The organism is Dyella sp. SG609 (assembly GCF_012275375.1).
Classification (GTDB): domain Bacteria; phylum Pseudomonadota; class Gammaproteobacteria; order Xanthomonadales; family Rhodanobacteraceae; genus Dyella_D; species Dyella_D marensis.
Genome location: NZ_JAAZQJ010000001.1, coordinates 532031 through 558424, shown reverse-complemented (window position 1 = coordinate 558424; position 26394 = coordinate 532031). Strand labels below are relative to the sequence as shown.

General features: G+C 66.7%; 16 protein-coding genes. 3 read left to right on the top strand and 13 right to left on the bottom strand.

Going from position 1 to position 26394, the window contains the following annotated elements:
* Positions 1-325 precede the first annotated feature (325 nt).
* Positions 326-1297 carry a hypothetical protein gene (locus FHW85_RS02395; protein ID WP_208399812.1) on the top strand — a complete coding sequence of 324 codons (972 nt, stop codon included), beginning with the start codon at positions 326-328 and terminating at the stop codon, positions 1295-1297.
* A 133-nt stretch (positions 1298-1430) separates the two neighbouring features.
* On the opposite strand, the gene FHW85_RS02390 is transcribed toward FHW85_RS02395, so the two are convergent.
* The 8 genes from FHW85_RS02390 to wecB form a co-directional block, all read right to left on the bottom strand.
* Entirely contained in the window at positions 1431-2864 is a 1434-nt protein-coding gene (locus tag FHW85_RS02390; protein ID WP_168647188.1) for a PLP-dependent aminotransferase family protein, read from the bottom strand.
* A 104-nt stretch (positions 2865-2968) separates the two neighbouring features.
* Positions 2969-3916 (bottom strand): thioredoxin family protein, encoded by a 948-nt coding sequence (locus tag FHW85_RS02385; protein WP_168647187.1) that lies wholly within the window; start codon positions 3914-3916, stop codon positions 2969-2971.
* Between the two features lie 70 nt (positions 3917-3986).
* On the bottom strand, positions 3987-7136 hold the full coding sequence (locus FHW85_RS02380) for a TonB-dependent receptor (protein ID WP_246866612.1): 3150 nt from the start codon (positions 7134-7136) through the stop codon (positions 3987-3989).
* A 189-nt stretch (positions 7137-7325) separates the two neighbouring features.
* Entirely contained in the window at positions 7326-7952 is a 627-nt protein-coding gene (locus tag FHW85_RS02375; RefSeq protein WP_168647186.1) for a YdaS family helix-turn-helix protein, read from the bottom strand.
* A 642-nt stretch (positions 7953-8594) separates the two neighbouring features.
* On the bottom strand, positions 8595-9464 hold the full coding sequence (locus tag FHW85_RS02370) for a DUF4434 domain-containing protein (RefSeq protein ID WP_168647185.1): 870 nt from the start codon (positions 9462-9464) through the stop codon (positions 8595-8597).
* 23 nt (positions 9465-9487) lie between these two features.
* Positions 9488-12385 carry a tetratricopeptide repeat protein gene (locus tag FHW85_RS02365; protein ID WP_168647184.1) on the bottom strand — a complete coding sequence of 966 codons (2898 nt, stop codon included), beginning with the start codon at positions 12383-12385 and terminating at the stop codon, positions 9488-9490.
* A complete protein-coding gene (locus FHW85_RS02360; RefSeq protein ID WP_168647183.1) occupies positions 12382-14625 on the bottom strand; it encodes a glycosyl transferase family protein in 2244 nt (747 codons plus the stop codon). The genes FHW85_RS02365 and FHW85_RS02360 overlap by 4 nt, the downstream gene beginning before the upstream one ends.
* A gap of 18 nt (positions 14626-14643) precedes the next feature.
* Positions 14644-15756, bottom strand: a complete 1113-nt coding sequence (wecB, locus tag FHW85_RS02355) for a UDP-N-acetylglucosamine 2-epimerase (non-hydrolyzing) (protein WP_167256828.1) — start codon at positions 15754-15756, stop codon at positions 14644-14646.
* Positions 15757-16242: 486 nt separating this feature from the next.
* Here wecB and FHW85_RS02350 point away from each other — a divergent pair, with 486 nt between their 5' ends.
* Positions 16243-17943, top strand: coding sequence for a polysaccharide deacetylase family protein (locus tag FHW85_RS02350; RefSeq protein WP_210427678.1), 1701 nt, complete (start codon positions 16243-16245; stop codon positions 17941-17943).
* Between the two features lie 206 nt (positions 17944-18149).
* On the opposite strand, the gene FHW85_RS02345 is transcribed toward FHW85_RS02350, so the two are convergent.
* Entirely contained in the window at positions 18150-19703 is a 1554-nt protein-coding gene (locus FHW85_RS02345) for a right-handed parallel beta-helix repeat-containing protein (RefSeq protein WP_168647182.1), read from the bottom strand.
* A gap of 168 nt (positions 19704-19871) precedes the next feature.
* Entirely contained in the window at positions 19872-20342 is a 471-nt protein-coding gene (locus FHW85_RS02340; protein ID WP_167256826.1) for a hypothetical protein, read from the bottom strand.
* A 314-nt stretch (positions 20343-20656) separates the two neighbouring features.
* Here FHW85_RS02340 and FHW85_RS02335 point away from each other — a divergent pair, with 314 nt between their 5' ends.
* Positions 20657-24235 (top strand): ATP-binding protein, encoded by a 3579-nt coding sequence (locus FHW85_RS02335; protein ID WP_210427677.1) that lies wholly within the window; start codon positions 20657-20659, stop codon positions 24233-24235.
* A 27-nt stretch (positions 24236-24262) separates the two neighbouring features.
* Here the strand turns inward: FHW85_RS02335 and FHW85_RS02330 are convergent, their stop codons facing one another.
* The 3 genes from FHW85_RS02330 to FHW85_RS02320 all read right to left on the bottom strand — a co-directional run bounded on the left by FHW85_RS02330 (position 24263) and on the right by FHW85_RS02320 (position 26367).
* Positions 24263-24595, bottom strand: a complete 333-nt coding sequence (locus tag FHW85_RS02330) for a hypothetical protein (protein WP_168647181.1) — start codon at positions 24593-24595, stop codon at positions 24263-24265.
* A 1156-nt stretch (positions 24596-25751) separates the two neighbouring features.
* Entirely contained in the window at positions 25752-26057 is a 306-nt protein-coding gene (locus tag FHW85_RS02325; protein ID WP_168647180.1) for a DUF1889 family protein, read from the bottom strand.
* Positions 26050-26367 (bottom strand): hypothetical protein, encoded by a 318-nt coding sequence (locus tag FHW85_RS02320; protein ID WP_168647179.1) that lies wholly within the window; start codon positions 26365-26367, stop codon positions 26050-26052. Before FHW85_RS02320 ends, FHW85_RS02325 begins: the two co-directional genes overlap by 8 nt.
* Positions 26368-26394 lie beyond the last annotated feature (27 nt).

Genomic DNA, 26394 nt, shown 5'->3' with positions numbered 1-26394 from the left:
GGGTGATACGGTCCGGCCCGCTCCAGGACGGGCGGAGCCACGCGGAAGGGCACACCGGAAGGGTGTCGTTCCGCGATGAGCTCCTGGTGGTTCCTGCCGTTTCGCCGGCACTCCCAGCGTCGATATCCGTCGCATCCCCTCGGTCTCCACGGCCCAGGGGTCGGGGGTTGCGTTGTACGGACGACCTTCACCAGTGCGCGGAACGCACGACTTAAGCCCGGCCGCCCGACTTTCGGGGGCGACCGACGTATCGCTGCGGCCTTTTTTTCGCCGCAGCCCACCGGGGGAACGGATCGCCCACGCAAGCGAACTCAAATCAAATCTGATGAACAAGACCACCGCAAAAACACTTCTTGCTTCCCTGCTCGCCTCGGCCGCGCTCTACGCCGGCTCGGCTCCGCTGTCCCCCGACGTGCACGCCCAGGCCGCCACCACCATCAAGGCTCCGATCTACGGCGTGACGGTGGATGACATTTCCAATATCAACGCCATCGTTACTTCGCTCAGCAAGCTGCCGTACCGCCCGACGGTGCGCGTGGTGTTCGATCCGGACACCAGCACCGCCGACTACTACGCCGCCCTCGTCAAGCTGCACACCGTGGCTTACACCATGGGCGAGATCATGGACTCGTACTACTTCCCGACCGACATCAACACCTACACCGCGCGCACCAAGGAGCTGGTGGGCAAGCTCAACGGCCTGGTCGACGTGTGGGAGATCGCCAACGAGATCAACGGCGAGTGGCTGCGCCCGAACCCGAACGGCAGCAACTCGGTAGTCAATGCGCAGGAAACGCAGATCGGCCAGATGGTCGCCGCCGCGCACCAGATCGTGAAGGCCGCCGGCGGCAAGACCGCCATCACGCTGTACTACAACGACGACAGCAAGGGCACCAACTGCTGGGAAAAGCCGGTCGACAACTGGAAGACCTGGCCGACCACCTTCCTGCCGCTGACCGTGCGCCAGCAGACCGACTACGCCCTGTTCAGCTACTACCCCTACCAGGACTGCCCGGGGCTGTCGCCGTCGTGGCAGGCTGACTTCACCGCGCTGGAAGGCATCTTCCCGAACGCCAAGGTCGGCTTCGGCGAAATCGGCACCTCAAGCCTGAGCGCGCCGGCTTCCGTGCAGACCAACCTGATCAAGACCTACTACCCGATGGTCAATACGATGAAGGACTCGCGCTACATCGGCGGCGTGTTCTGGTGGAACTACGCCGAGCAGATGGTGCCGTACACCAAGACCTACTGGGGCACGCTGAACCAGACGATCTCGACGCTGAAGGTTCCGCAATAAGACCGCACCGCAGCTCTATCGTAGGTTGGGGTGAGCGCAGCGAACCCCAACATGCGCCGGAACAGAAAACGCCTCCTTGCGGAGGCGTTTTCTTTTTCCGTCCGGCAAAGCGCCGTCCAACCGTCGCCGCGCTTCACGCCGGCACCGCATCCAGGCACTCCCCCAGCAACTGCATCGCATCGCGCAGCTCCGCCACCGACAGGCTGCAATAGCCCAGCAGCAGGCCTGGCCGCTTCGGCGGCACGAAATAATGCGGCGCCATCGAATACAGCCCCAGCCCGCGCTCGTGCGCATACCACATCAAGGCCTCGGCCCGCTCGTGGTCGTAGCCGTTCAACCACGCCACCACATGCATGCCCGCCGGCGAATGCACGATCTCCACGCGGTCGCCGGCATGGCGGCGCAGGCCGGCGATCAAGGCCTCGCGCCGGCACTGCAGCTCCTTGCGCGCATGGCGCAGATGCCGCTCGAAACCGCCACTCTCCATGAAATGCGCCAGCGCGGCCTGCTCGATGCCGGGCGACGACACGTCGCTGAGGTACTTGGCGGTGGTGAGGTCTTCGCGCAGCGCCTCCGGCATCACCAGGTAACCCATGCGCAGCGTGCCGAACAAGGTCTTGGAAAAAGTGCCCGCATAGATCACCCGGTCGCCTTCGTCGAGCGAGCGCAGCGCGGCCAGCGGGTGGGCGTCGTAGCGGAACTCGCCGTCGTAGTCGTCCTCGATGATCCAGCACTGCTTGCGCGCCGCGTAGCGCAGCAGCTCCAGCCGGCGCGGCAGCGACAGCACGGCGCCGGTGGGAAACTGATGCGAAGGGGTGACGCAGATCAGCTTGGGCGCCTGCTCCGGCAACTCCTCGCAGACCAGCCCGTCGTCATCGCAGCGCACCGGATGCAGCTTCGCCCCATGCGCGTGCAGCACGTGATACGCGCCGAAATAATGCGGCTCTTCCAGCACGGCCGTGTCGCCCTCGTCGAGCAGCACGCGCGCGCACAGCGAATACGCCTGCTGGGTGCCGGTGACGATCAGGATCTTGTCCGGCTCGGTCAGCAGGCCGCGCCGGCGCGCCAGGTAGGCGCAGATCTGCTGGCGCAGCGCAGGCAGGCCCCACGAACCGGTGATGCCCAGCGTCGAATAGGCGGCGGCGCGCGCCAGCTCGCGTCCCCAGGCGGCATTCAAGGCCGGATTGGTCAGCGGGTCGCCGTAGCGCATTTCGTAGCGCAGGCCGTAATGCAAGCGTGCGATCTTGCGCTCGCGGAACAGCCGGGCGCGCTCGGCATAGCGCGACTGGGCCGTATCGGCCGCGTTCGCCGGCCGCGGCAGCGACGGCGTCAGCTGCAGGCCCGTGACGTAGCTGCCCGATCCCACCCGGCCGTTGATAAAGCCCTCGGCGCGCAGCTGCTCGTACGCCGCCAGCACCGTGGTGCGCGACAGGCCGAGGTTGAGCGCGAACTCGCGCGTCGGCGGCAGGCGCGAGCCGGCGAGCATGCGCCCGTCGAGAATGGACGACTTCAGCGCGCGGACCAGCTGCGCGTATTGCGGACCTTGACCGTCGAGTTCGAGAAACATGCCGGCGCACACTCCATGGCGTCGGCCATAAGGGTTGCGCACAACCCGGGTGCGCAGCAATCCCAGGGCATGCTGCGGCGCGGCTGCACGAAGCCTGCCCACGCTCAGCCGAACGTGAAGGAGTACACCCGCAGCCCCGCCCGCGGGATGCGCAGGTGCAGCACGTGCTCGCGGTCGTCATGGCTGTCGAACAGCGTGTAGAGGCGGCTGCCCTGCACTTCCACCGCCGGTTGCGGGTTGCCGTCGACGGTCACCTCCAGCGCAGTGGTGCTGTCCGCGCTGGCCACCATGTACAGCCTGGCTGCCTTGAAGCGCAGCTGCAGTTCCACCTCCGTGCCCACCGTACGGGCGTACTGGCGGGTGATCTCCCAGCTGCCGCCGAGCGCGAACTTGTGCATCGCCAATGCCGCGGGAACGCTGAAGCGCCGCGTCCCTTCGCCGCCGCTTTCCGCATTGCCGAAGCCTTGCTGTCCCGCGCTGCCCAGATGCAGTTCCGGCGTGTCGCCCGGCCCCGGCTTGAACTGGTTCGCCGTGTTCTCCGGCGCCTGCATGTCCAGGCCCAGCAGCAGCCGGATCGCGTTCTCCATCTTGTCGTAGCCGCCTTCGCCATAGTGATGGCCGATCAGCTTGCCGTCGCGGTCGACCAGGTATTCCGCCGGCCAGAACTGGTTGTGCCATGCGTTCCAGGTGGACAAGCCGCTGTCCATCGCCACTGGATAGGTGACGCCGGCCCGCGCGATCGCCGCCTGCACATTAGCCGGGTCGCGCTCGAAATCGAACTCCGGCGCATGCACGCCGACCACCACCAGGCCCTGGTCCTTGTAGGTCTCGTACAGGTGCTCGACGTGCGGCATCGCGCGGATGCAGTTGATGCAGGAGTACGCCCAGAAATCGATCAGCACGACCTTGCCGCGCAGGGCGGACATGCGCAGCGGCGGTGAGTTGAACCAGTGGTCGATGCCGGCGAATTCGGGGGCTTGCGTGGACGTGGATGCCACTGCTTCGCCGCAAGCGAAGGAGAGCAGCGCCGCCAACAGCATCGACTTGTTCATCGCCATGGCTCCGCAAAGCAAACGCCCGCTAAGGTGCCCGGCACTGGCGCCGGGCACCCGCCGCCCGGGCTCAGTAGTCGTAGGTGATGCCGAACTGCACGTAGCGCGGCGACTGTGTGGACAACGGCAGGTTGTAGGTCGGGCGCACGCTGGTGGAACTGCCGTAGCGCCCGTTGGTCTGCGTGATCGCCTGCTTGTTGAGCACGTTGTAGATTTGCACGCTGAAGCCCAGCCGCTGGCGTCCCCACGCCGGCCGGTACTGCGCGCCCAGGCTGAGCAGATAGGTCCAGGGCTGGCGCTTGTAGCCGGGCACCACCGGCACGCCGCCGCAGAAATGGTAGAAGGAGCCGTAGCCCAGGCCGGGGTTGGTCTGGTCCGCCCCGTACAGGCCCAGGCAGGTCTTGGGCGCACCGGACAGGATCGCCACGTTGCCCGAGACCAGCCACTCCGGCGCCACCTGGTAGTAGCCGTAGGCTTTGATCTGGTGCGTGCGGTCGTTCGACAGCGCACCGTTGGCGTAATCCATCACCTGCGTGTAATCCCAGTCCACCGTCGCCGACACGTCGGTCTGGCCGATATCCGAACGCACCTGGCCTTCGGTATTGCCGTAGTTGCGCGAGAACAGGTAATCGAGCTTGCCGTACCACTTGCCGTCGAACGGATGCTCCAGGTACATCTCCAGCGCGTAGTACTTGCGCTTGAGCGTGGTGTTGAAGCCCATGTCCTTCTTCCAGTCCAGCGGCACCTCGTAGTAGCCGCCGGACAGTTTCGGCACCTGGATGACCGGGTTGCTGCCCGGGTTGATCAGGTAGCTGCCCTGGATGCCATTGACCTTGTCGTAATCGTTCATGCCCAGCTCGGCCATCTTCGCCGCGATGCGGCCGGTGTCGCCCCAGTCGTCGATGGCGCGGCCGAGCTTGCGCCAGGTGACCTTGGCACCGTACACCCAGGCATCGCCCAGCTTCTTGTCGAAGCCGAGGATCAGTTCGTCCTGGTATTCCGATTTGATATTGGTGGCCGCGGCCGTCTTCGGATCGCGCGGCTGGCCGTATTCGAGATTGGCCGAGATCGGCTGTTCCAGGCCGCGGTAGGTGTCGATCGGCGTCAGCCCGGTGGGATAGCCGGTCTTCGGATCGATGCCGGTGTAGGTGTAATACACGTTGGTAAAGGTGGACGAACCCGCCGAACGCAAGGCCACGGACGCGGGCACCGCCAGGTAATAGCGGCCGGCATTGCCATACACCTTCAGGCTGGAATCGCCGTTGACGTCCCAGGTGAAGCCGAGCCGCGGCGCCAGCTGCGAATGGGTGAGCCGCAGATAAGGCGTGCCGGCGCCGTTGTAGTTGGTGAACTCGTCGTTGCGCAGGCCGATCTTCACCAGCCAGCGGTCGTTGATCTGCCAGGCGTCCTCGATGTATTGCGCCTGCTGTTTCACCCGCACCGAAGCGCTGTTGGCGAACACCTGCCTGGAAACGTAATAGCCGGTCGAGCCGCCCGCATAGCCGCCCGGCGGGCGCACCCACGGATAACCTTGCCAACCCGGTCCGTTCGCGTCCGGGCCGCCGGTGATCCAGGTGTTCGGATCGCCGGACGCATACGCCCATCCGAAGCCGGGGCCGGAAGTGAACTGGCCATCGTGGATGTCGCGCACGTCCTGGTTGTCGATGCCCGCGGTCAGGGTGTGGTCGCCCAGCTTGTAGCTCAGGTCCAGGCGCAGGTTGGTGTTCTTGGTGATGTGCTGCGGATCGAACAGCTGCACCACGGTCTGCGCATTGCCGTAGGAGGAGCCGCCGGTGAGCGCGGGATTCTGCGAGGACTGCCCGATGATCGGACTGAGCGTCGGGTCGTAACCCGGCAGCTCGTTGTAATGCGTGCCCTTCATCTTGCCGTACAGCACCGACAGCGTCAGCGAGTCGGTGAGGTAGCTGGTGAACTTGCCCAGATACAGGTCCGAACCGTCCTTGATGTTCAGGTCGTGGTGATCGAACGGCCCTTCCTTGCCGGTGGCGTAGTCGTATTGGTACAGATTGCCGCGGTAGGACGATTTGTTCGACGCGCCGGTCAGCTCGAGCAGGTTGCTGTCGGTGATGTTCCAGTCCAGCTTGGTGTACCACTTCGGATCGTTCAGCCGGCTATGGTTGTTGTAGCTCGGCGCCAGGTTGAAGCCCACGCCCGCCACCGAACCGACCGCACCCGAAGGCATGCCTGCCGATGCGCCTGTGCCCTGGATGCGTTCGCCCTCGACCGAGGCGAACACATACAGCTTGTCCTTGATCAGCGGGCCGCCGACATAGGCATCGACCGTGGTGGTGGTGGACTTGTTGTCGCCGCGCCGCCAATACAGCTGCCCGGCCTTGGGGCTGCCTTCGCCGTAGTAGATGTCGCGCGGATCGCCCTGCAGCCCCTTCGGCTTCCACAACACCTGCCCGCCGACATGCCACTCGTTGGTACCGCGCTTGCCCACCTGGCTGATCACACCGCCGTCGGAGCGGCCGTACGCCGCGCCATAGCCGCCGCTGAGGATTTCCTCCTGGTCGATCGAACCGTAAGGCAAGGTCAGGCCGCCGAAACCGCTGATCGGATCGGTGGTGTTGAATCCGTTGATGTAATACGCGTTCTCGGTGACGGACGAACCGCCGAACGAGACAAACTTGCGCGGCGACGACGCGCCCATGCCCATGCCCATGAACGTGTCGCTGCCTTCCACCGCTCCCGGCGCCAGCAAGGCGATCGCTTCGGCGCTGCGCGCCAGCGGCAAGCGCGCGAGCTGCTGCGAGGTGACCACGGTGCGCGAATCCACCTGGGTCACGTCGATCGCCGGCAGGCTGTTCGCCGTCACCGTCACCGAGGCCAGGTTCTGCGCGTTCTGCGCCACGAAGGAAACCTCGGTGCCCGCGCCGACGTGCAGTTCGACGTCGGTACGCGTGTCCACCGTCTGCCCGTCGCGCTGCAAGGTAACGGTGTAGGTACCCAGCGGCAGCGCGCCGATCGCATAGCGGCCCGACGCATCCACTGCCACCTGCCGCGTCACGCCCGATGCGTTCTGCACTTTCACCGTGCCGCCCGCGGCGGCCGGCGCCTGGCCGAAGATGCTGCCGGTGGTGGCCTGCGCATGCACGGGCGGCGCCATGGCGCCGTACAGCGCGAGCGCCAGGGCCATGCCGAGGGCGGACGGACAGACCCTGGATCGGGCCGAGCGAATCCGATGCTGGTAGTTCATGCGACTCCCCTTGAATAGCTTGATGGATATCCGCGGCCCGGATGCCGCGAAGACACTGCGGTGGTGCCATCGGCACCGGCGAGAACCACGCCGCGGCCGCAACTGCCTGGCGTGGCGGTTTTGGCGCACAGGCCTCCACGACCTCCCGTGCGGAGGCCTGTGCACGAACACGAGGTCGATCCCCTGCGGTCAGGCGGGCGGCGCTTGACCGTTGCCGCGCAGACAGCCGGCAAGCTTCTTGTGGAAAGCGATGACGCGCGTGGCGTCGGGTGGCTCGGCGAGCATGGTGTAGAGCTCGACGATGGCTTCGGCACGCTGCGCAACGCTCAGCGCGCCGCCGGCCAGCACGATGTAGGACTGCAGCATCTGCAAGGCGGCGGCGAGCCGTTCGGCATCGACGCCGGTCTTGTGCGCCGGCGCGTTCGCCGCCAGCACGTCGTCGGCGGTCATGACGCCCTCGCCGCTGACCAGCCACAGCGCCGAGATGCCCATGGCACGCGCCAGTACCACGCAGCGGTGGCGCGAGATATCGCCGCGGCCGCGGCTCCAGTTGTTCACCGTGCGCGCGGTGACGCTGCAGCAGCGCGCCAGCGCGCCGACGCCGCCGGCACGTCCGATCAGCAGCCGGATGCGCTCGGGGAAATCCTGTTCGGCGGCTCGGGCCGATGCCGCAAGCCTGGTGTCAGCTTGGGCATGCGCCTCGCCTCGGCGGTCGGCTACGTCCAGTGCAAAAGGAACGCCGGATACGGCGGCGCCGGTCGAGATCGTTCTCGCCGCCGCCAGCAAATCATCGGACACGGATACCAAAGCGGACACAGGGTTCACTCCGGATCGACTGGGCTGGAAGAAGGGACTCGCACGGAAGTGGGGAGCTTCCGGCGAGCCAAGGTGGCCGCGTCAAACCGTTGAGTGTGGGGACATCAACTTTTCGTTATCGCGGCTGGAGGCAAAGATAGGCGCCGGCCGCGCGGACGGTACATAACCAATTTGGACGGATTCGTAGAGACCAATTCAGATTGGCGGGGCACGCGCGAGCCTCGCCCGACCTCCCCCTCCGGCCAGGGAACTCAAGCCTTCGCGCAACCTGCCCCCTCTCCCCAGCGGGGAGAGGGTTGGGGTGAGGGGGACCTACGGAGCGATGAAGCGAAGCAGCAAAGCAAGCGACGCTTCGTCGATCTTCCACCGCGAGCACCCACCCCTCATCCGGCTGCCGCCACCTTCTCTCCGGCGGGGAGAAGGAATCCACTTTAGGTTTGGCGAGGGAACCCAAGCCTTCGCGCAACCTGCCCCCTCTCCCCAGCGGGGAGAGGGTCGGGGTGAGGGGGACCTACGGAGCGATGAAGCGAAGCAGCAAAGCGAGCGACGCTTCGTCGATCTTCCACCGCGAGCACCCACCCCTCATCCGGCTGCCGCCACCTTCTCCCCGAAGGGGCGAAGGGTTTTACTAGGCGGGGCTTTCTAGCGCCGCAGCGCCTCCATCTCCGGCAAATACCGCAACTCAAAAAAAGCCGTGTCTCCACCACAAGGCGCCCTTTGCACCAGCGCCACCTCCACATCCCGCCCATCCAGCGGCTCCGCCTTGAACGCCTCGTCGCCCCCGGTCTGCCGGAACACCTCATACACCACACCCGCCGCCCCCTTCCGATCGCACGACATCGCCGAAGCCAGATACACCGCACTCTCGCCGCGGCTCAACCGCGCCGTCCCCGCGCCGTCCTGCACCCACGCCTGCACACCGCTGCCACGCACGTCCGCCACCAGCTGCGCATACGCCGCCGGCGCCATATGCCCGGCAAAGAAGGTGCTCACGAACACCGGCCGCGCCAATACGCGGTCCAGCTGCCGCCGCTCCAGCGCCAGGTAATCGCGCAGGACCTCGCGCGCTTCCGGCTCGCGCCAGCGGCGGTCGTCGATCTCCATCGGCAGGTACCAGCCGGCGATGTCCTGCCCGCCCAGCTCGGCGGCCCAACGGCGCGCCGCCTCGGCATCCTGGCGGGCCAGTGAACGCAGGTAGTCGTCCAGCGCCGTTGCCGGCATTTCCTGGCGCTGGAAGAACGCCGGATCGCTGTGCAGCCCCAGCACGACGCGCAACCCGGCGGCGCGCGCTTCGCGAACCCGCTGCAACAGCCATGCATGCCCCGCGGGATCCGCGAAGGCATCGCCATACTGCGTCCACTGCACCACCAGGGTGTCGAAGCCACGCGCACGCAACTGCGCGAACCACCCCGGCCACTGCGCCACCGCCACCTCGCGGTCGCGCGTCTGCGGCTGGTAGAACACCGCCGTGGCGGCCTGCGCCAGCCACGGCGCCAGCAGCAGCGCCACCATCAACCACCACCGCCGCGCCCGGCTCACCACGCGGTCCTCACGATCAGGAACACCGCGTTCTTCTCGCGCAGATAGCTGGTGAAGGCATGCTGCCCCTCCACCGCCACGCTGAAGCGATGCGGATACGCGTCGTAGCGCGTCTCGCCGAACCACAGGTTCCATTGCACGCCCAGGCCCACGCGGCCGTCGCGCTGGAAGCTGCCCCGGTTGCGGTCGATGCCGGTGAACTGCACGCGCGCATACGGCTCGATCGACTGCCCCTCCACCAGCTTGCGGTGCCAGCCGAGCTGGTAGTCGGCGGTCAGCACCGTCTGCTTGGCGCGCAGATAGCGCGCCACGTCCACGTAGAAGTTCTGCGACCACCAGCCGCCGCCGGAGGCATGCCAGTCGTCGTTGAGGTGCGGGCCGAACGACCAGGAGCCGGCCGCGCGCAGCAAGGTGTCGTTGCGGGTGAAGCGGCTGCCGGACACCGGCGTCTGCTGCTCGGCCGACAGCACGATGTTCTGCGTGGTCAGCGGTTTCCAGTGCACGCCCACGCCCAGCATCCAGCCATGGATCGGCCACACCGAGCCGCCGTTGCCGCTGCCGGCGAACACGCGCGCATAGGCCGCCAGCGTATTGATGTCGGCGCCGTTCCACGGCGGATCGAAGCGGTACTGCCCTTCCATCTGGAAGTAGCTGCGGTACGACTGGCCAGGGTTGGCCGCGTTCGCCGCCGACGACACCGTGTCACCCAGCGTCATGTCGGCATTGAAGCGCCACTTGCGGCCCAGATCCTCGTGCAGGCGGCGCAGCTCGAAGCGTTGCTGGCCTTCGTCCTGCGCGGCATCCGTGGCGTCAGCGGCGCCGGTGCCGCCGGCGTCGAGCTGGTCGATCGCCTGCGCGGCATAGCTGCGCGCCTGGCTGCTGTCGCCCAGCTTCTGGTGCACGTAGAGCAACTGCCAGGTGAGCTTGGCGTCGTCCGGGTTGGCGCGGTGCGCACGCTCGAACTGCACCACCGCCAATTCCGGCGAGCCATTCTGCAGATAGGCGTAGCCGAGCTGCGCGGCAAGCTTGTCGTCGTCCGGCGCCAGCACGGCGGCGCGCTGCAGCGAGAGCAGGGCCGGACGGGTTTCGCCGGCCTGGGTCTGCAAGGCCGCCAGGCGCTGGTAGTAGTGCGCTTCCGGATGCAGGGCGATGGCGTTGTCCAGATCGGTGCGCGCCAGCGCCGGGTCGCGCGGCTCGTCGGCCTGCGCGCGCAGCCACCAGTAGGCGTGGTCCTGCCGCCCGCCCTCCGCCGCGTAACTGTCCAGCCAGGCGCGCGCCACGCCGGGCTGCTCGGCGCTCATCGCCGTGGTCGCCGCGGCGAGCAGGTCGTCGGTCTTCATATGCTCGACCGGCACCGCGCGCCAGGCCTGCAGGGCGGTGGCGTAGTCGCGTGCGCCGTAGGCCTGGTAGGCCAGCGCGCGCGTGGTGTCGGGGTCGGGCTTGCGCTTGTTCGCTTCGGCGTAGGCGTATTCGGCCAGGCCGGGGCGGTCGTTGCCGTAGCAGTCGCCGAGCTGGCGCCACAGTTCCGCCGGATAGTCGGGCGAGAGGTCCGACATCACCTGGCGGATGCCGTCGCAGTCGCGCAGCGCGGCCAGGATCGGCACCTGCACGATGCGCAGCGGCACGCTGTCCAGCGGCCGCGCCAGGCGCGCGCGGTCGGCGGCGGAGAACGCGGCGGCTTGCTTGGCCGCCAGCACCGCCAGCCGCGCGAACAAGGTGCCGGCCTGCGGATTGCCGCCGAACGGATACGAGGCCAGCAGCAGCCGCTCGGCCTGGTCCGGCGCGCCGGCATCCATCAGGCGATAGCTGAGCGGATCGAGCAGGCGATGCCCGTCCGGCTGCGCCACCAGCGCCTCGGCCTGTTCGCGCGCGTCCTCATAGCGCCCTTGCGCCAGCGCCAGCGAGAAACGCTCCTCGCGATAGCTGTCCTTGGGCAGCCGCGCCAGCAGGCGCTGCGTCGCGCCATCGTCGTGGCGCGCCAGCGCCAGCGGCAGCGACGAACGCGCCTGCCAGGCCGCATTGGCCGGGAAGCGCGCTTCGTACAGATCCAGCAGTTCCGGCCGCGCGCGCCCCACCTGCGCCAGCAGGTTCACCCATTGCCGCTCGTCCTTCTCGTCGTCGAAGGCCGGCTGGTGCACGGCGAGATAGTCTTCCAGCGCCTTGCGCTCGCCCGCGGCGGACAGGCCCAGCGCCACGGCCAGTTCCTGTGCCGGCGCGCCGAGTCCGCCACGCGCCTGCAGGTCGCGCGCTTCCAGCGCCCTGCCCTGCATCAGCAGCACATTGAACCATTGCGCGCGTTCGTCGGGGCCGATCTGCCCCAGCTGATCCAGCGCCGCCAGCTGCTGCGCGGCGCGGTTGCGATCGCCCAGATAGATCGAGCGCTGCACCAGCGCGCGGCGCAGTGCCAGGCCTTCACTGGTCTTGGCGAAATCCGCCGCGGCCAGTTCCGCCTGCGTGCGATCGAGCTGGCCCGCCTGCAAGGCGTCGAAGCCGCGTTGCGCACGGCACACCGGCCGGTTGTCGACCTTGCAGTCCACCGCGGCCTCGGCCGGCGGCGGCGCGCGCAGGCGCGGATCGGCCGGCGTATAGCGGCGCTGGTCGTCCAGCACCGTGCGCGCCTTGTCGGCATGGCCGAAATGGCGATACGCCTCGGCCAGGTCCAGCGCGGTGTCGATGCTCTGCGGCGCCAGCGCGCGGGCGCGCTCGAATTCGGCCAGCGCGGTGCGCTCGTCGTTGGCGCGCAGCGCGGCGAAGCCGGCCTGGCGATGGGGATACAACAGGAATTGCTGGTAACGGCTGGCGCTGTCCGGCTGCTGGCCCGCCGCGCAAAGCGGCAGGGCCGGTGCCATGGCGAACAGCGCGGCCGCACAACGAGTCGGCCATGGGCGTTTCATGCCACGCGCTCCGTCCACTGCATAACCTGCTGCACCGGCGGGGCGGCCTCCTTCTCCAGGAGCGCCGCGAGGCTGGGTTGCAGCGCCGATTGCAGGGCCAGCAAGCGGTCGAGCGTGTCCTGGCCGATCACTCCCTGGGCCACCAGGAACGCACCCAGCGGTTGCCCGCTGCGCGCATGGCTCAACAGCAATGCCTTGAATGCCACTTCATCCAGGTGCCCCTGCGCCACCAGGATCTCGCCCAGCATCACCTGCCGGGAAACGTAGTCGTCCCACAGCTGCCGCGCGCGCTCGGCGCCGATGCGCCCGCTGCGTGCGGCGGCCTCCAGCAGCTTGCGCGGATCGTGCTCGCGCTCCGGCGACTGCGCGTACCAGCGGCGCAGCCCCACCGTGACCTGGCCCTTGTGCGCGATCACGTAGCGCACCGGCCGGTCCAGCTTGCGCGCGATCGCCGCCAGCGACACCGGGTCGACGTACGACTCGCTCGCCAGCACCAGCGTGCCGCCGTCCACCCGCAGCGGCAGCACCGCGTACTGCAAGGCCACGGCCGCGGGCAGTGCAGTGAAGAGTTCCGGCGCCAAGGTCTCGGCATCCACCGTCTCGGTATCCACGCCGGCCTGTTCGGCGATCGGCCGCGCCAGCTGCTCGGCGGTGATCACGCCCTGGTGGATCAGCGTGCTGCCCGGATGCAGGCCTTCGATCGGCTGCGCGCGCGCCTGGCGCAGGCGCGCCTCGGTGAGCGCGCCCTGGGTCACCAGCAATTCGTCCAGCGAACGCTTGGAGCGGTTCTCGCCGCCGATGCTGGGGAAATCGTGGGTGGTCTTGTCCCAGGCCACGCGGCGCGGATCGCCGGTCTGCAGGATCTGCTTGATCGCGCGCCAGTTGGCCAGGAAGTTGACCAGGTTGCTCCACAGCAGCCGCGGGATCGCCAGCAGTCCCTGCTTCACCCCGTAGTACGCGGTGACGAACACGATGCGCTGCAGGATGCGGTTGGCCATCAGGCCCGCATTCGCATACAGCACCATGTCCAGCCAATGCTGCCCTTCGAAGATCGACAGGAAGTGCGGCGCGCCCGGCCACAGCTGCTGCACCGTGCCGATGACCAGCAGCTGCGCCAGCACCAGCATCGCGCCGAAGCTGACGAAGTTGGCGATGGCGCCCTTGCGGTCGCGCCACAGGAAATAATTCAGCACCAGGCCGTGCCGCCACTTCCAGCCATGCGTGCGGTAGCCCTGGTAGACGATGCCGATGATCCAGCGCGACTTCTGCCGCACCGCGGTCGAAAGGCGGTCGGGGAAATATTCGCGCACGCAGATCACGTTGGATTCGCGCCGGCTCTGCCCGAACGGCGGCGGCTTCTGGTGCTTGCGGTAGCGCAGCACCGGGAAGCGCACGAAGATCTCCTGCATGCCGCGCGCCTTCAGGCGCAGGCCGATGTCGTAGTCCTCGGTCAGGCTCTGCACGTCGAAGGCGACGCCGTTGCCTTCCTCGATCAGCGCCAGCACCGCGCGCCGGCTGAAGCAGGTGCCGACGCCCGCGCTGGGCACCTGGCCGGCCAGCGCCTCGCGCACCGGTACATCTTTGCCGTGCAGCTCGGCGAATTCGTCCAGGTAATGCAGGCTGGTGAAGTTGTTCCACTGCCGCTCGAACGGATACACCGGAATCTGGATCAGGTCCTTGCGGCCCACCAGGTAGTTGAACAGGCGCAGCTCCATCGCGCAGACCACGTCCTCCGCATCGTGCAGGATGAAACCCTCGAAGCTCAGCTTGGCGCGGCGTTCGAACTGCAGGATGGCGTCGAGCACGTTGTTGAGGCAGTCGGCCTTGCTGGTCGGACCCGGCCGCGCGCACACCACTTTATGCACGTTGGGGAAGCGCGCGCTCACTTCGTCCACGTCGCGCTGCGTGTCGGCGTCGTTCGGATAGGTGCCGACGAAGATGTGGTAGTTCTCGTAGTCCAGCGTGCTGGCGGCCAGCTCGGCCATGTGCCCGATCACGCCGGTCTCGTGCCAGGCCGGCACCATGATGGCCAGCGGCTTTTCCGCCGGCCGGTACAGCTCGTGGTAGTAGGTGCGCTCGTGCCGGCGGTACACCACCAGCGCCTTCCACGTGCGCCGCGTCCAGTACACGAGATCGATGAACAGATCGTCCATGCCGCTCAGCAGCATGAGTATGGCGATCGCCGATACGGCCACGCTCAGGCCGTACAGGTAGGTCGTGAATGCATCCAGCCACCACATCCTTAGTGTTCTCCCCTGTCAGACCGCTTCGCGCCGGCGTTCGCCGCCCTCCAGCGCCCCCTGCAGCAGATCCACGATGCGATCGCTGGCCCGGCCGTCGCCGAATGGATTGCCCGCGCGCGCCATGGCGCCGTAGGCCTCGCCGTCGTCCCACAGGTCTTCGATCTGTTTCACGATCGACGCGCGCCGCGTGCCCGCCAGCCGCGCGCAGCCGCCTTCGATCGCTTCCGGCCGCTCGGTCTCGGTGCGCAGCACCAGCAGCGGCACGCCGAAGGTGGGTGCTTCTTCCTGCAGGCCGCCGGAATCGGTCAGCACCAGCCACGCGTCGATCAGCGCCTGCTGCATGCGCAGGTAGTCGAACGGGCCGCTCAGGTGCACGTTGCCCAGCTCGCCCAGGATGGCGTGCACCGGCTTGCTCACCGTCGGGTTCAGGTGCACCGGGAACAGGATCTGCAGTTCCGGATGGTGGCTGGCCACGTCGGCGATGGCGTAGCAGATTTCGCGCAGGTCGCTGCCCCAGTTCTCGCGCCGGTGCGCGGTGACCAGCAGATGGCCGCGCCCCGCATGTCCGCGCTGGATGCGGCGATGGCGCGTGACCCAGTGCTGCGCGTCGATCACCGTATTGCCGGTGATGAACACGCGCTCGTCCGGCACGGCTTCGGCCTGCAGCGCCTGCGAGGCGCGCGCGGTCGGCGCGAAATGGAAACTGGCGATGCGGCTGACCATCTGCCGCAGGCCTTCTTCCGGGAACGGCCGCGCCAGGTCGTAGGTGCGCAGGCCCGCTTCGACGTGCGCCACCGGCACGCGGTGGTAGAAACCGGCGAGCGCGCCCAGGAAGGTGCTTTCGGTATCGCCTTGCACCATCACCAGCGACCACGGCCGGCTCGCCATCACCTCGTCCAGCAGTTCGCGGCAGCGCGTGCTGAACTGCGCCAGGGTGTCACCTCCGCGTGACAGTTCGATATCCGGCTGGATATCGAAACAGGCGAGCATCTGCCGCGCCATGTCGTCGTGCTGCCCAGTATGCAGCCACACCGGCCTGGCCCAGCCGCTGTTGCGCAGCGCGTGGTAGACCGGCGCAAGCTTGATGATTTCCGGGCGGGTGCCGCAGATGATCAGGATGTCCTGCATGACTCCTTCCCCCTTAAGGATGGCGACGCGTGTCCTGGCCCAGATGTCCGGCGCCGCGCTGCCGCCGCGCAAACGGCGGGGAAGAGCGGTCGTCCGGGGTCCCTGGTTCCCGGATAGACGTGTCGGCTGAGGAGTCCGCGTGGTGGTTTTCGACCTGCGATGGGTGTTGCGTCCGGGTCGCATATTGGGGTCGCGCCGGGCTGCCTGACGATTGACTAAAAGCCATACCTCGACAGACCAATAAAAACGCGCATTCCAGGCCCGTAAGCTTCAACTTGGGGGCGATGCCTCTCCACTCTCGGGAACAGGGACCTGGGCTTCGGAAAATCGTTCTCCGCCATGCGCGCAAGCACGGGGGCATTCGTGGCTTGCGTCGATTTCCATCGCAGCATGTGAGGATTTCCCATGACCAGGTCCCGCCTCAAGCCCTCCGTCGTGAGGTCTCTTCTCGCCAGTGCCGCCCTGGTGTTAACCACGGCAGCCGGCTTGACCTCTCCTGTCCATGCACAGCTGGCCGAACACGCCGACATGCAGTTGCTGCCGGCGCCGCCGCGCTCGCTCGTGGTCGCACCGTCGATGAAGAGCGCGCAGAAGTCGGTGTCGACGCTGACCGCGTCCGGCTCGGTGCAGCGCAATGTATCGCTGAGCATCCTGCTCGGCGCACCGGCGAACGCCTTCGCCGGCGCACCCGGCGCCAATCCCAGCCAGAACACCCTGGTGCTGTACGACAGCACCGGCGCGTGGGCCTGGCTGGGCGAAGCCTATGCGGTGATGGCGGCCAATCTCGTTTCGCACGGCAGCAAGTACACGCTGCACACGGCCGCCAGCTACACCGCCGGCGAACTCAACAACTATACCGGCCTGGTCTATGTCGGTTCGACCTATGACGAACCGCTGCCGACCGCGATGCTCGACGACGTGCTGGCCACCACCAAGCCGGTGCTGTGGATGAACGACAACATCTGGCAGCTGGCCGCGCGCTCGCCGAATTTCGCCGCGCAGTATGGCTTCTCGCCGATGTTCTTCGACTTCAGCAATACGCTCACCGTCACCTACAAGGGCGTGGCGATCCAGCGCAACGCGCTGGCGGTGCCGTCGGGCCTGCTGCAGACGAGCATCACCGATCCGACCAAGGCGACGGCCGTGGCCGTGGCGACCAACGACACCGGCGGCACGGTGAACTGGGCGACCAAGGGTGCGAACCTCACCTATATCGGCGAGATCCCCTTCAGCTATATCGGCATGAACGATCGCTACCTGATCGCGGCCGACCTGATCGGCAAGGTGTCCAATCCGTCGATGCTGGCGCGCAAGCGGGCGCTGGTGCGCATCGAGGACGTCAACGCCACCGACGATCCGGCCGCGCTGCGGGCGATCGCCGATTACCTGTCGAGCAAGGGCGTGCCGTTCACGGTCGCGGTGATTCCGTACTATCTCGACCCGAAGGGCTTCTACAACAACGGCGTGCCGCAGGCGATCCACCTGTCGCAGGCGCGCAACGTGGTGAGCGCGCTGAAGTACATGCAGTCCAAGGGCGGCACCATCCTGATGCATGGCTATACGCATCAGTACTCCAACGTGGCCAATCCCTACAGCGGCGTGTCGGCGGACGATTTCGAGTTCTACCGCTCGCACATCAGCCCCGACAACTACGTGCTGTACGACGCGCCGCCGGCCGAGGATTCGGCGCTCTGGACCCAGGGCCGCATCACCAAGGGCCTGATGGACTTCGCCGCCGCCGGCTTCCTGGCGCCGACCATCTTCGAGCCGCCGCACTACGCGGCCTCGGCGGTGGACTACAAGGTCATCAACAGCATGTTCTCCGCGCGCTACGACCGCGGCCTGTATGCGGGCGGCTGGTGCCCGAACGGCGCCTGCGGCACGGGCACGCCGGACTACACCAAGATCTACGGCCAGTTCTTCCCCTACCTGGTGCGCGACGTCTACGGCAGCGTGGTGATCGGCGAGCAGCTGGGCAACGTGGAGACCGAGGCGTTCAACAACAATCCGGCGCGCCTCCCGGCGGACATCCTGGCCAGCGCCAACGTCAACACGGTGGTGCAGGACAGCGTGCAGAGCTTCTTCTTCCATCCCTATGTGAACATCAATTACCTCAAGCAGATCGTCGAGGGCTTGCAGGGGATGGGGTATACGTTTGTGCCGGCGAATACGGTCAAGCAGGGATAAGCCTTACTACTGAAGCCCTTCTCCCCTCCGGGGAGAAGGTGCCGGTCCCACGGGGACTCCCTTCGGTCGCAGCGGATGAGGGGCGGGTGCTAGCCATAACGGATCGACGAAGCGACGCACGCTTTCCGCTTCCGCTTCTACGCTCCGCCCGGCCCCTCACCCCGACCCTCTCCCCGGAGGGGAGAGGGAGATGGGGGAGAGGCGCATTACGGCTGCTGGTAGGCGCCGATATCGATCTTGCCCGCCGCGCTCAGCCGCGGCTGCCCGTCGAAATCTACCGTTCCCACCGTCGACGCCGGCAACACCACCCCGGCCCCGCGCGCCGCCGAGCCGCTGCCCACGTGCAGATCCGGCATGGTCAAACTGGCGAACTGCGGATTCACCAGCAGCGTGAGCTTGTCCGCCCCGCTGGCGGTGCGATAGCCGGCGATGCCGGTGTAGCTCTTGCCCAGCCACACCCAGTTGGCATTCCCCGCGCCGCCGTCGGCGAAATACAGGTTGTGCTCGATCGTGCCCGGATTGGCATAGCCGGCGTTGCTGGTGGTCTTCGGCCAGAAGTTCACCAGCAGGCCGTCGGCGGTGGCGTACAGCAGGTTGTTTTCGAACACCGTGCCGCTGACGTGGAACTGGATCTGGAACTCGCCGCTGCCGCTGGCCTGCTGGTCGTTGCGGAACAGCGTGTTGTTGACGATGGTGGCGTTCTGCATGCCGCCATTGCCCGAGGCCGCGCCGCCGATCGAGATGCCGGTGATATTGGAGAACATCACCAGGTTGTTGCGCACGGTCACGTCGCTGCTGAACTTGTTCCTGGTTTCGCTGGCCAGCTCGATGCCCAGGTCCGCCCGGCTGACCACGTTGCGCTCGATGGTCACCCGCGTGCCGCCTTCGACGTAGATGCCGTCGGCGGAGAAGTCGCCCGCGGGATACGCCGCATTGCCCTGCGAGCTGATGTTGTACACCGAGTTGCCGCTGATCACGCCGTCACGCGCCTGGCTCTGGAACGTGCCGCCGTTGCGGCCGGACATGGTCTCGAAGCCGAGCGCCGCGATGCCGATGTTGTCGTTGTCGTGCACCGCGTTGTTGCTGATCGTCCACTGCTCCACGTTGCCGGTGAGCGAGAGCGACTCGCTGCAGCCCGTGCGCAGATGGTCCACCTCGTTGCCGCTGATGGTGAGCTGGTTGATCGCGTTGGCCGCGTCGTTGGCATAGACCTCGATGCCGAACGCATTGCCGTTGGGACAGCTTTCGATGCCGTTGGCGATGTCGTGCACGCGGTTGCCGAGGATATTCACCTGGGTGCCGCCGCCGTTGATGTAGATGCCCACCGGCGTGGCCGTGGTGCTCGACGTGCCGTAGTTGCCCACGTCGAAACCCTGCACCGTCACGTAGCTGACGTTGTTGAGGTTCCACAGGCCGCGCATCGCGTTGGCCGGCACGGTGAGGCCGCTGCCGCTGACTGCGGCTTTTTCGCCCGGATAGCTTGCAAACACGATGGGACCGGCCGCGGCGGAACCGGAGGTGTTGACGTCGATCGTCTCGGCATAGGTGCCACCGCGCACATAGACGGTGTCGCCGGCAATCACGCCGCGCGTTGCGCGGCCGATCGTGCGCCACGGTGCATCCAGCGTGCCGGCGGCGTTGTCATTGCCATTCGTGGCGACGTAATACGTGTGGCCTGCGGCATAGGCCGGCGCCAACGGCAAGGCGGCGAGCAAGGCGCAGACGAGGGGAGCGGACTTCCATGCGGGGGAATGCTTCATGCAGGTCTCCGTAGGGTGCGGATGGGGACGTCCGGAATGGACAGCCACGCATGCACACCCGGATGAAACCGCAAGCGCCGGAGCGTCCATGCGCGGACGGCGCAGTCTGCTCGCCCGCGATGGCGCCGTTGTTGATCGGCGTCGCAAGAGGACGCGCTGCGCGGCGGCTCAGGCGTAACGCCGCTGCGTCGATTTCTCGACAATCAGCTTCAGCGCATCGGCCAGCACCAGCACGCGTGGCGTGTCCTCGCGCCGCACCACCAGGGCCGCGAGTTTGTCGTCCACGCTGTCGGGCAGCATCATCACTTCCAGCCCGCGCGCGGCGACAATCTCGTCCAGCCATTCGAAGTAGTCGTCCGACCAGAAATCGCGCCGGTCGGCCGGGAATGGCGGCAGCGGTTCGTCCAGGCTGTCGCTGATGCATTCGTGTAGCACCTGCAACTGGTCGCTGGTAAGCAGGAAGTCCTTCAGGCGGAACAGCAGCGAAGCCTGCATGAGCTGCGGCTGGCCTTCGCCGTGCAGCCAGGCAAGCTCGGCGTCGCTGGCCGCGTTGCGCACGCGCTCGGCGCGTTGCGCCAGTTCTGCGCGTTCCAGCTCGCCGCGGGTGAGCAGGTCGATCAAGGTCTCGAGTTTGTCCATCGCGGGCCGTTGCTCCTTGAGGCTAGATGGGTAACAGGCAACACCGTTCATGGTGAACCGACGCCAACGAGACAGGCTCGAATGCAGCGCATGGCAACGTGTTCGACGCGACGCTGGCGTGACGATGACGTGATATCCACACCATCTGCGCAACGCTTCCCACATCGGCGGAACCGCTCCCTGGCGCGGCCGCGACGGCGTGAACTAAATCACAGCCGGCTGCCTTGCGAAAGTAGTTGCACGCGTAACGCCGTTCACTTTGCAACCACATCAGAACAATCAAACAGAAACATCCTCATCTGAGAGCGTCGAACGTGGAGATCAGCGCGCACAGGGACTTCCTCGGCGGCAGCCAGATGGGCGAGCTGATACGGGCGCACGACTGGTCCGCCACGCTGGGCGCGCCCGCGCAGTGGCCGCGCAGCCTGCAGACGGCGGTGCGCATCATGCTGTCGTCGCGCCACCCGATGTGGGTGGGCTGGGGGCCGCGGCAGGTGTATCTCTACAACGACGCTTATCGCGCGATCATCGGCGGCAAGCATCCCTGGGCGCTGGGGCGCACGATCGACGAGGTCTGGCCGGAAATCCAGGATTACATCGCGCCGCGCCTGGCCCAGGTGCTGGCCGGCGGCGAAGGCATCTACGTCGAAGGGCAGCTGCTGATCATGGAGCGCAACGGCTACCCGGAAGAGACCTACTACACGTTCTCCTTCAGCCCCCTGCCCGACGACGACGGCCGCCCCGGCGGCATCATCTGCGTCAACACCGACGACACCCGCCGCGTGATCGGCGACCGCCAGCTTGCCACCTTGCGCGAACAGGCCGCCAGCACCATGCATGCGCACGGCTGGCAGGACAGCTGCGAGCGCAGCGCCGCCGCGCTCGCCGCCAATGCGCACGACGTGCCGTTCGCGGCGATCTATGTGGCCGAGCCGGATGGCGCCTTCGTGCTGGCCGCCAGTGACGGTACCTCCGCGGGCGAAAGCATCGCACCGCGGCGCATCCTGCCCGGCGACGAGCGCAGCTGGCCACTGGCGCGCGCGCTGGCCGCGGGGCATCCGCTGCACATGCACGACCTCTCCTCGCGCTTTCGCATGCAACTGCCGCGCGGTGCCTGGCCGCTGCCGCCCAGCCAGGCGGTGCTGCTGCCGATCGCACCGGCGGGCGAACATGGCCGCGCGGCGGTGCTGGTGGTCGGGCTCAATCCGTATCGCTTGTACGACGCGGCGTACGCAAGTTTTCTCGAACTGGCCGCCGGCCAGGTCGGCGCCGCCATCGCGCAGGCCGACGCGCTGGAACAGGAGCGCCGCCGCGCGCAGGAACTGGCGCGGCTGGACCAGGCCAAGACGCTGTTCTTCTCCAACGTCAGCCACGAATTCCGCACGCCGCTGACCTTGATGCTGGGGCCGCTGGAGGAATGGCTGGCACGGGAGGAAACCGCGCCGGCCGCATCGCGCAGCCTGGTGGAACTGGCCCATCGCAATGGGCTGCGCCTGCTGAAGCTGGTCAACACGCTGCTGGATTTCGCGCGCATCGAAGCCGGCCGCGCGCAGGCGCGCTACGAGCCGACCGACCTTTCGGCGCTCACCGCCGAACTGGCCAGCAGCTTCCGCTCCGCCATCGAGAAGGCCGGCCTGATGCTTACCGTGGCCTGCCCCGCCGGCTTGCCGCCGGCTTACGTGGACCGGGAGATGTGGGAAAAGGTCGTGCTGAACCTGGTTTCCAATGCGTTCAAGTTCACCTTCGAAGGCGGCATCGTGGTGACGCTGTCGCCGCAGGAAGGCTGCCTGACGCTGGAGGTGAGCGACACCGGCACCGGCATTCCCGCCGAAGAGATGCCGCGCCTGTTCGAGCGCTTCCACCGCGTGGAAGGCGCGCGCGGCCGCAGCATCGAAGGCAGCGGTATCGGCCTGGCCCTGGTGCGCGAACTGGTGAGCTTGCACGGCGGCCAGCTCGAAGCCGTGAGCGCGGAAGGCCGCGGCACCACGCTTACCGTGCGCATTCCCGTGGGCAAGGCGCATCTCGATGCCGCGCGCGTGTTCGAATCCGACAGCACACCCTCGCCCGCCCGCCATGCCGCGCCCTATGTAGACGAAGCCGCGCAATGGCTGTCCGCCAGCGTGGCGCCGGCGCCGTACGTGCCGGCGCCGGAGGGCGCCAGCGGCGAATACATCCTGCTCGCCGACGACAACCAGGACATGCGCCAGTACGTACAGCGCCTGCTGCAGGAAGCCGGCTGGCGTGTGGCATGCGTGGCCGACGGCGAGGCGGCGCTGGCGGCGATCCGCCGCGAACGGCCGTCGCTGCTGCTGGCCGACGTGATGATGCCGCGCCTGGACGGCCTGGCCCTGGTGCAGGCGCTGCGTGCCGACCCCGCACTCGCCCTGCTGCCGGCGGTGCTGCTGTCAGCGCGTGCCGGCGAGGAAGCGAAGATCGAAGGCATCGAGGCTGGCGCCGACGACTACCTGGTCAAGCCCTTCACCGCGCGCGAACTGCTGGTGCGCGTGCAGAGCCACGTCGCCCTGGCGGCCATGCGCCGCGAAGCCGCCGAACGCGAGCGCACGCTGCGCGAACAGGCCGAGCAGACCGAACGGCGCCTGCGCCAGCGCACCGGCCAGCTGCTGGATGCGCAACGCGACATCCTGCAATCGCGAGAGGCGCTGCGCCGGCTCAATGCCACCCTGGAAGAGCGCGTCGCCAGCGAGATCGCCGAGCGCGCCAAGACCGAAGAACAACTGCGCCAGGCGCAGAAGATGGAAGCGATCGGCCATCTCACCGGCGGCATCGCGCACGACTTCAACAACCTGCTGACCGTGATCATCGGCAACCTGGAGCTGATGCAGCGCCAAGGTGCGCAAGGCACGCCCGGGCATCCGCACCGCTACACCGACAACGCGATGCTCGGCGCACGCCGCGCCGCCACCCTCACCCAGCGCCTGCTCGCCTTCGCGCGGCGGCAGCCGCTGGAGCCGCGGCCGGTGGATACCAACCGGCTGGTGCTGGGCATGTCCGACCTGCTCGCGCGCACGCTGGGCGAGAGCATCGCGATCGAAACGGTGCTGGCGAACGACCTGTGGCAGGTGAACGCCGACGGCAACCAGCTGGAAAGCGCCCTGCTCAACCTGGTGGTGAATGCGCGCGATGCCATGCCCCATGGCGGGCGCTTGCGCATCGAAACCGCCAACGTCCATATCGATGCCGACACCGCCCGCGAGGAAGCCTCGCAGGAAGCCATGCCGGGCGCATACGCGCGCCTGAGCGTGACCGATACCGGCGCCGGCATGGCCTCCGATGTGCGCGAGCGCGTGTTCGAACCGTTCTTCACTACCAAGCCGACCGGCCACGGCACGGGGCTGGGGCTGTCGCAGGTGTACGGCTTCGTGCGCCAGTCCGGCGGCTTCGTCACGCTGCAGAGCGAGGCCGGCCACGGCACCACGGTGCGCATCCACCTGCCACGCCTGACCGCGGAGCAGGCGGTGACGGAGCCGGCCGCGCAACCGCTGCCCGACGTCGCCGGCGGCCACACCGTACTGGTGGTGGAAGACAACCCCGACGTACGCGACTACAGCTGCCTGCTGCTGCGCGAACTCGGCTACCAGGTGCTGGCCGCCGAAGATGCGCCCACCGCCCTGCTGCTGCTCGCGCAGCACGCGGAGGTGGACCTGCTGTTCACCGACGTCGGCCTGCCCGGCATGAACGGCCGCGAGCTGGCGGAACAGGCGCTGGCGCTGCGTCCGGCGCTGAAGGTGCTGTTCGTCAGCGGCTATGCGCGGCAGGCGATCGTGCATCAGGGGCGGCTGGATCCGGGGCTGCAGATGCTGGCGAAGCCGTTTACGCATGGGGAGTTGATGGAGAAGCTGGCGGCGGTGATGGAAGTGCGGCAGATGCTGTAGCGCGCCGCCAGCAGGTTTCAGACGTCTCTAGTTGTCGACGCCATCGCACACCACGTCGCTGGACTCCTCGCCAGGATGCTCAGCCGCATCGCGCACCTGCTCCCATTGCATGCGCAGATGCGCCTGCGCGGCGCAGCGTGCGCCCATATCGATCAGGGCGGCAATGCCATCCAGCATGATCGGCAGGCGCCGCGCATCCGCGCCGCCGCGCTCGTGGACGCGCTCGGAGAGGAACTGGAGGGAAACATGGGCGTACGCCAGCCATTCGGTGGCGTCGTTGAGCAATGCATCCGGGCCCGCGTCGGGGTCGGAGTAGTAGTGGGTGTGACGGATGATCCAGGGCTCGCCGTACATGTTCATAAGCAACTCCTTGCCAAGGGAATGCCGCGCCCTCGCTCCGAGAACGGCACGCCGCCGGACAGCACGGCGTGCCGCGACCACACGGACTCGAAGGTTCACCGGTGGCATGTGCTCAGGCCCCGGGCGGCTGGATTGATGAAGGGGGTTGCGGTGTCAGCGGGTTTCGCCGTTGCACGGGGCAACGCGCCGGGTGAATACGGCTCGGATAATTCCTGCGAAAACTCTTAAACCGCGGTGCTTCAACCCTGTCCGCTAGATCGTCGGACGGCCGGGATGTGCGGTGAGGAGGTCGCCGAGGGGATCGGCGAGCGTGCAAGTACCGTATGATCTGGGGTAGCCATGATCAACTCTCATCTAGTTGGTGATGGTCAGCGGGTCAGGGGTGTTGGTAGCACCCTTGGCCCGCGCTTTCACAGCATTGCTGCCATGGTTGCCCGCGTTGCGTCTTGACGTCACTGCGCGGGGAACATCTCGGAAGGTATCAAAGGCCAGTCGGCCTGTCTGTAGGTGCAACCGTGAGTTGCGCATGAGTGGTGTGATTTACAGATTTTTCTGATGGTTTTCGGAGGATTCGCTGTTGAGGCACGCTGCCCCGCGGTTGAATCTGACGTTGAAGAATCCTGTCTTCGTTTCCTTGTTGCCCAGGTCTCTGTCACGTCCGCGTTGGGTAGGAAGTGGATATGCCACCGGCGTTATCGGGACCCACCGTGCGACCAAATTTCGTGTGCACGGAGGAATTCATCTTCGCTGGAACTTGATTCGATCTCAGTAAAATTTCACTCGATCATGGCGCCGATGAGTGCGGCAACAGCTCCCCTCTTCATCGAGTTGCAGTACGCATAGAGCCCGTTTGCGCGCACCGATGGCATTGATCACGAGGACCGATTTGCCGTGATCAGGGAACCGAAACTGGCCACTGCAGATAGCATTGCCTGTCATTAATAATCATCGAGCCGCTAACGTCATCGCTGATCATGACCATCATCCGGTCTAAACCGATGAGTATTAGGATACCGATGGTGATCATCCAACAGTGTCAAAGGCGCCCCATCAGGAGGCGCCTGCTGGAGATCGCCGCTCCCGGATTGAACGAAGGTTCCTTGCGGCCGCGGCATGATAATTTGCCGCTTATGAGAAGATCTACCGCGACCGGTAATCATGAAAACGCAGAAAGCAACTCGTTGACAACTGTAATACCCCAGCCACGGGGAGAGGCAATACGAACGACGGCGCCGGCGTCGATGCGTTCGGCCAGCTCGCCTAGCTTAAGCGCGTGGCGAGAGGGCCAGCCACAGGCCTCCGCATGTTGACGCACCTCTTCCTTCGAAATCGCCACATTACGGTCCCTAAGGGCGATGAAGAGTTCCTTTGCGCGAGACTCGTCCAATGGATGCGCTAATCCAGTGGATAGGTTGCATACCTTACTCAGCTTTGTCATTGCTTGCTGAAGCACTTCATTCATGGCTCTCTCCTTCAATGGCGGCCGTCAAGAGCGTTTCGTGCGCCCACTGCGCAATACGTATCGCCGCACGCCCAGATGCTCTCTCCCAAGCTGCATGCCCCGCTCCAAAGTAAGGCACATCCTGCAGCCAGAGCAAAAGAAAGTGCTCTAACTTTTGCTTCTCCATTAACTGGAATTCCTCGCATCGCGAGTTCTCGTTCTGCCCTGCCAGGACGCTCACCATGATCTCTCCTACCGGCGCATGCTCGGCCTGGATGGCAAATACGGGGCGCGGTAATTCCGGCATAATGTTGCGATCTATGCGTAGCACGAGTCAGTATCCATGGATGAGGGTGGC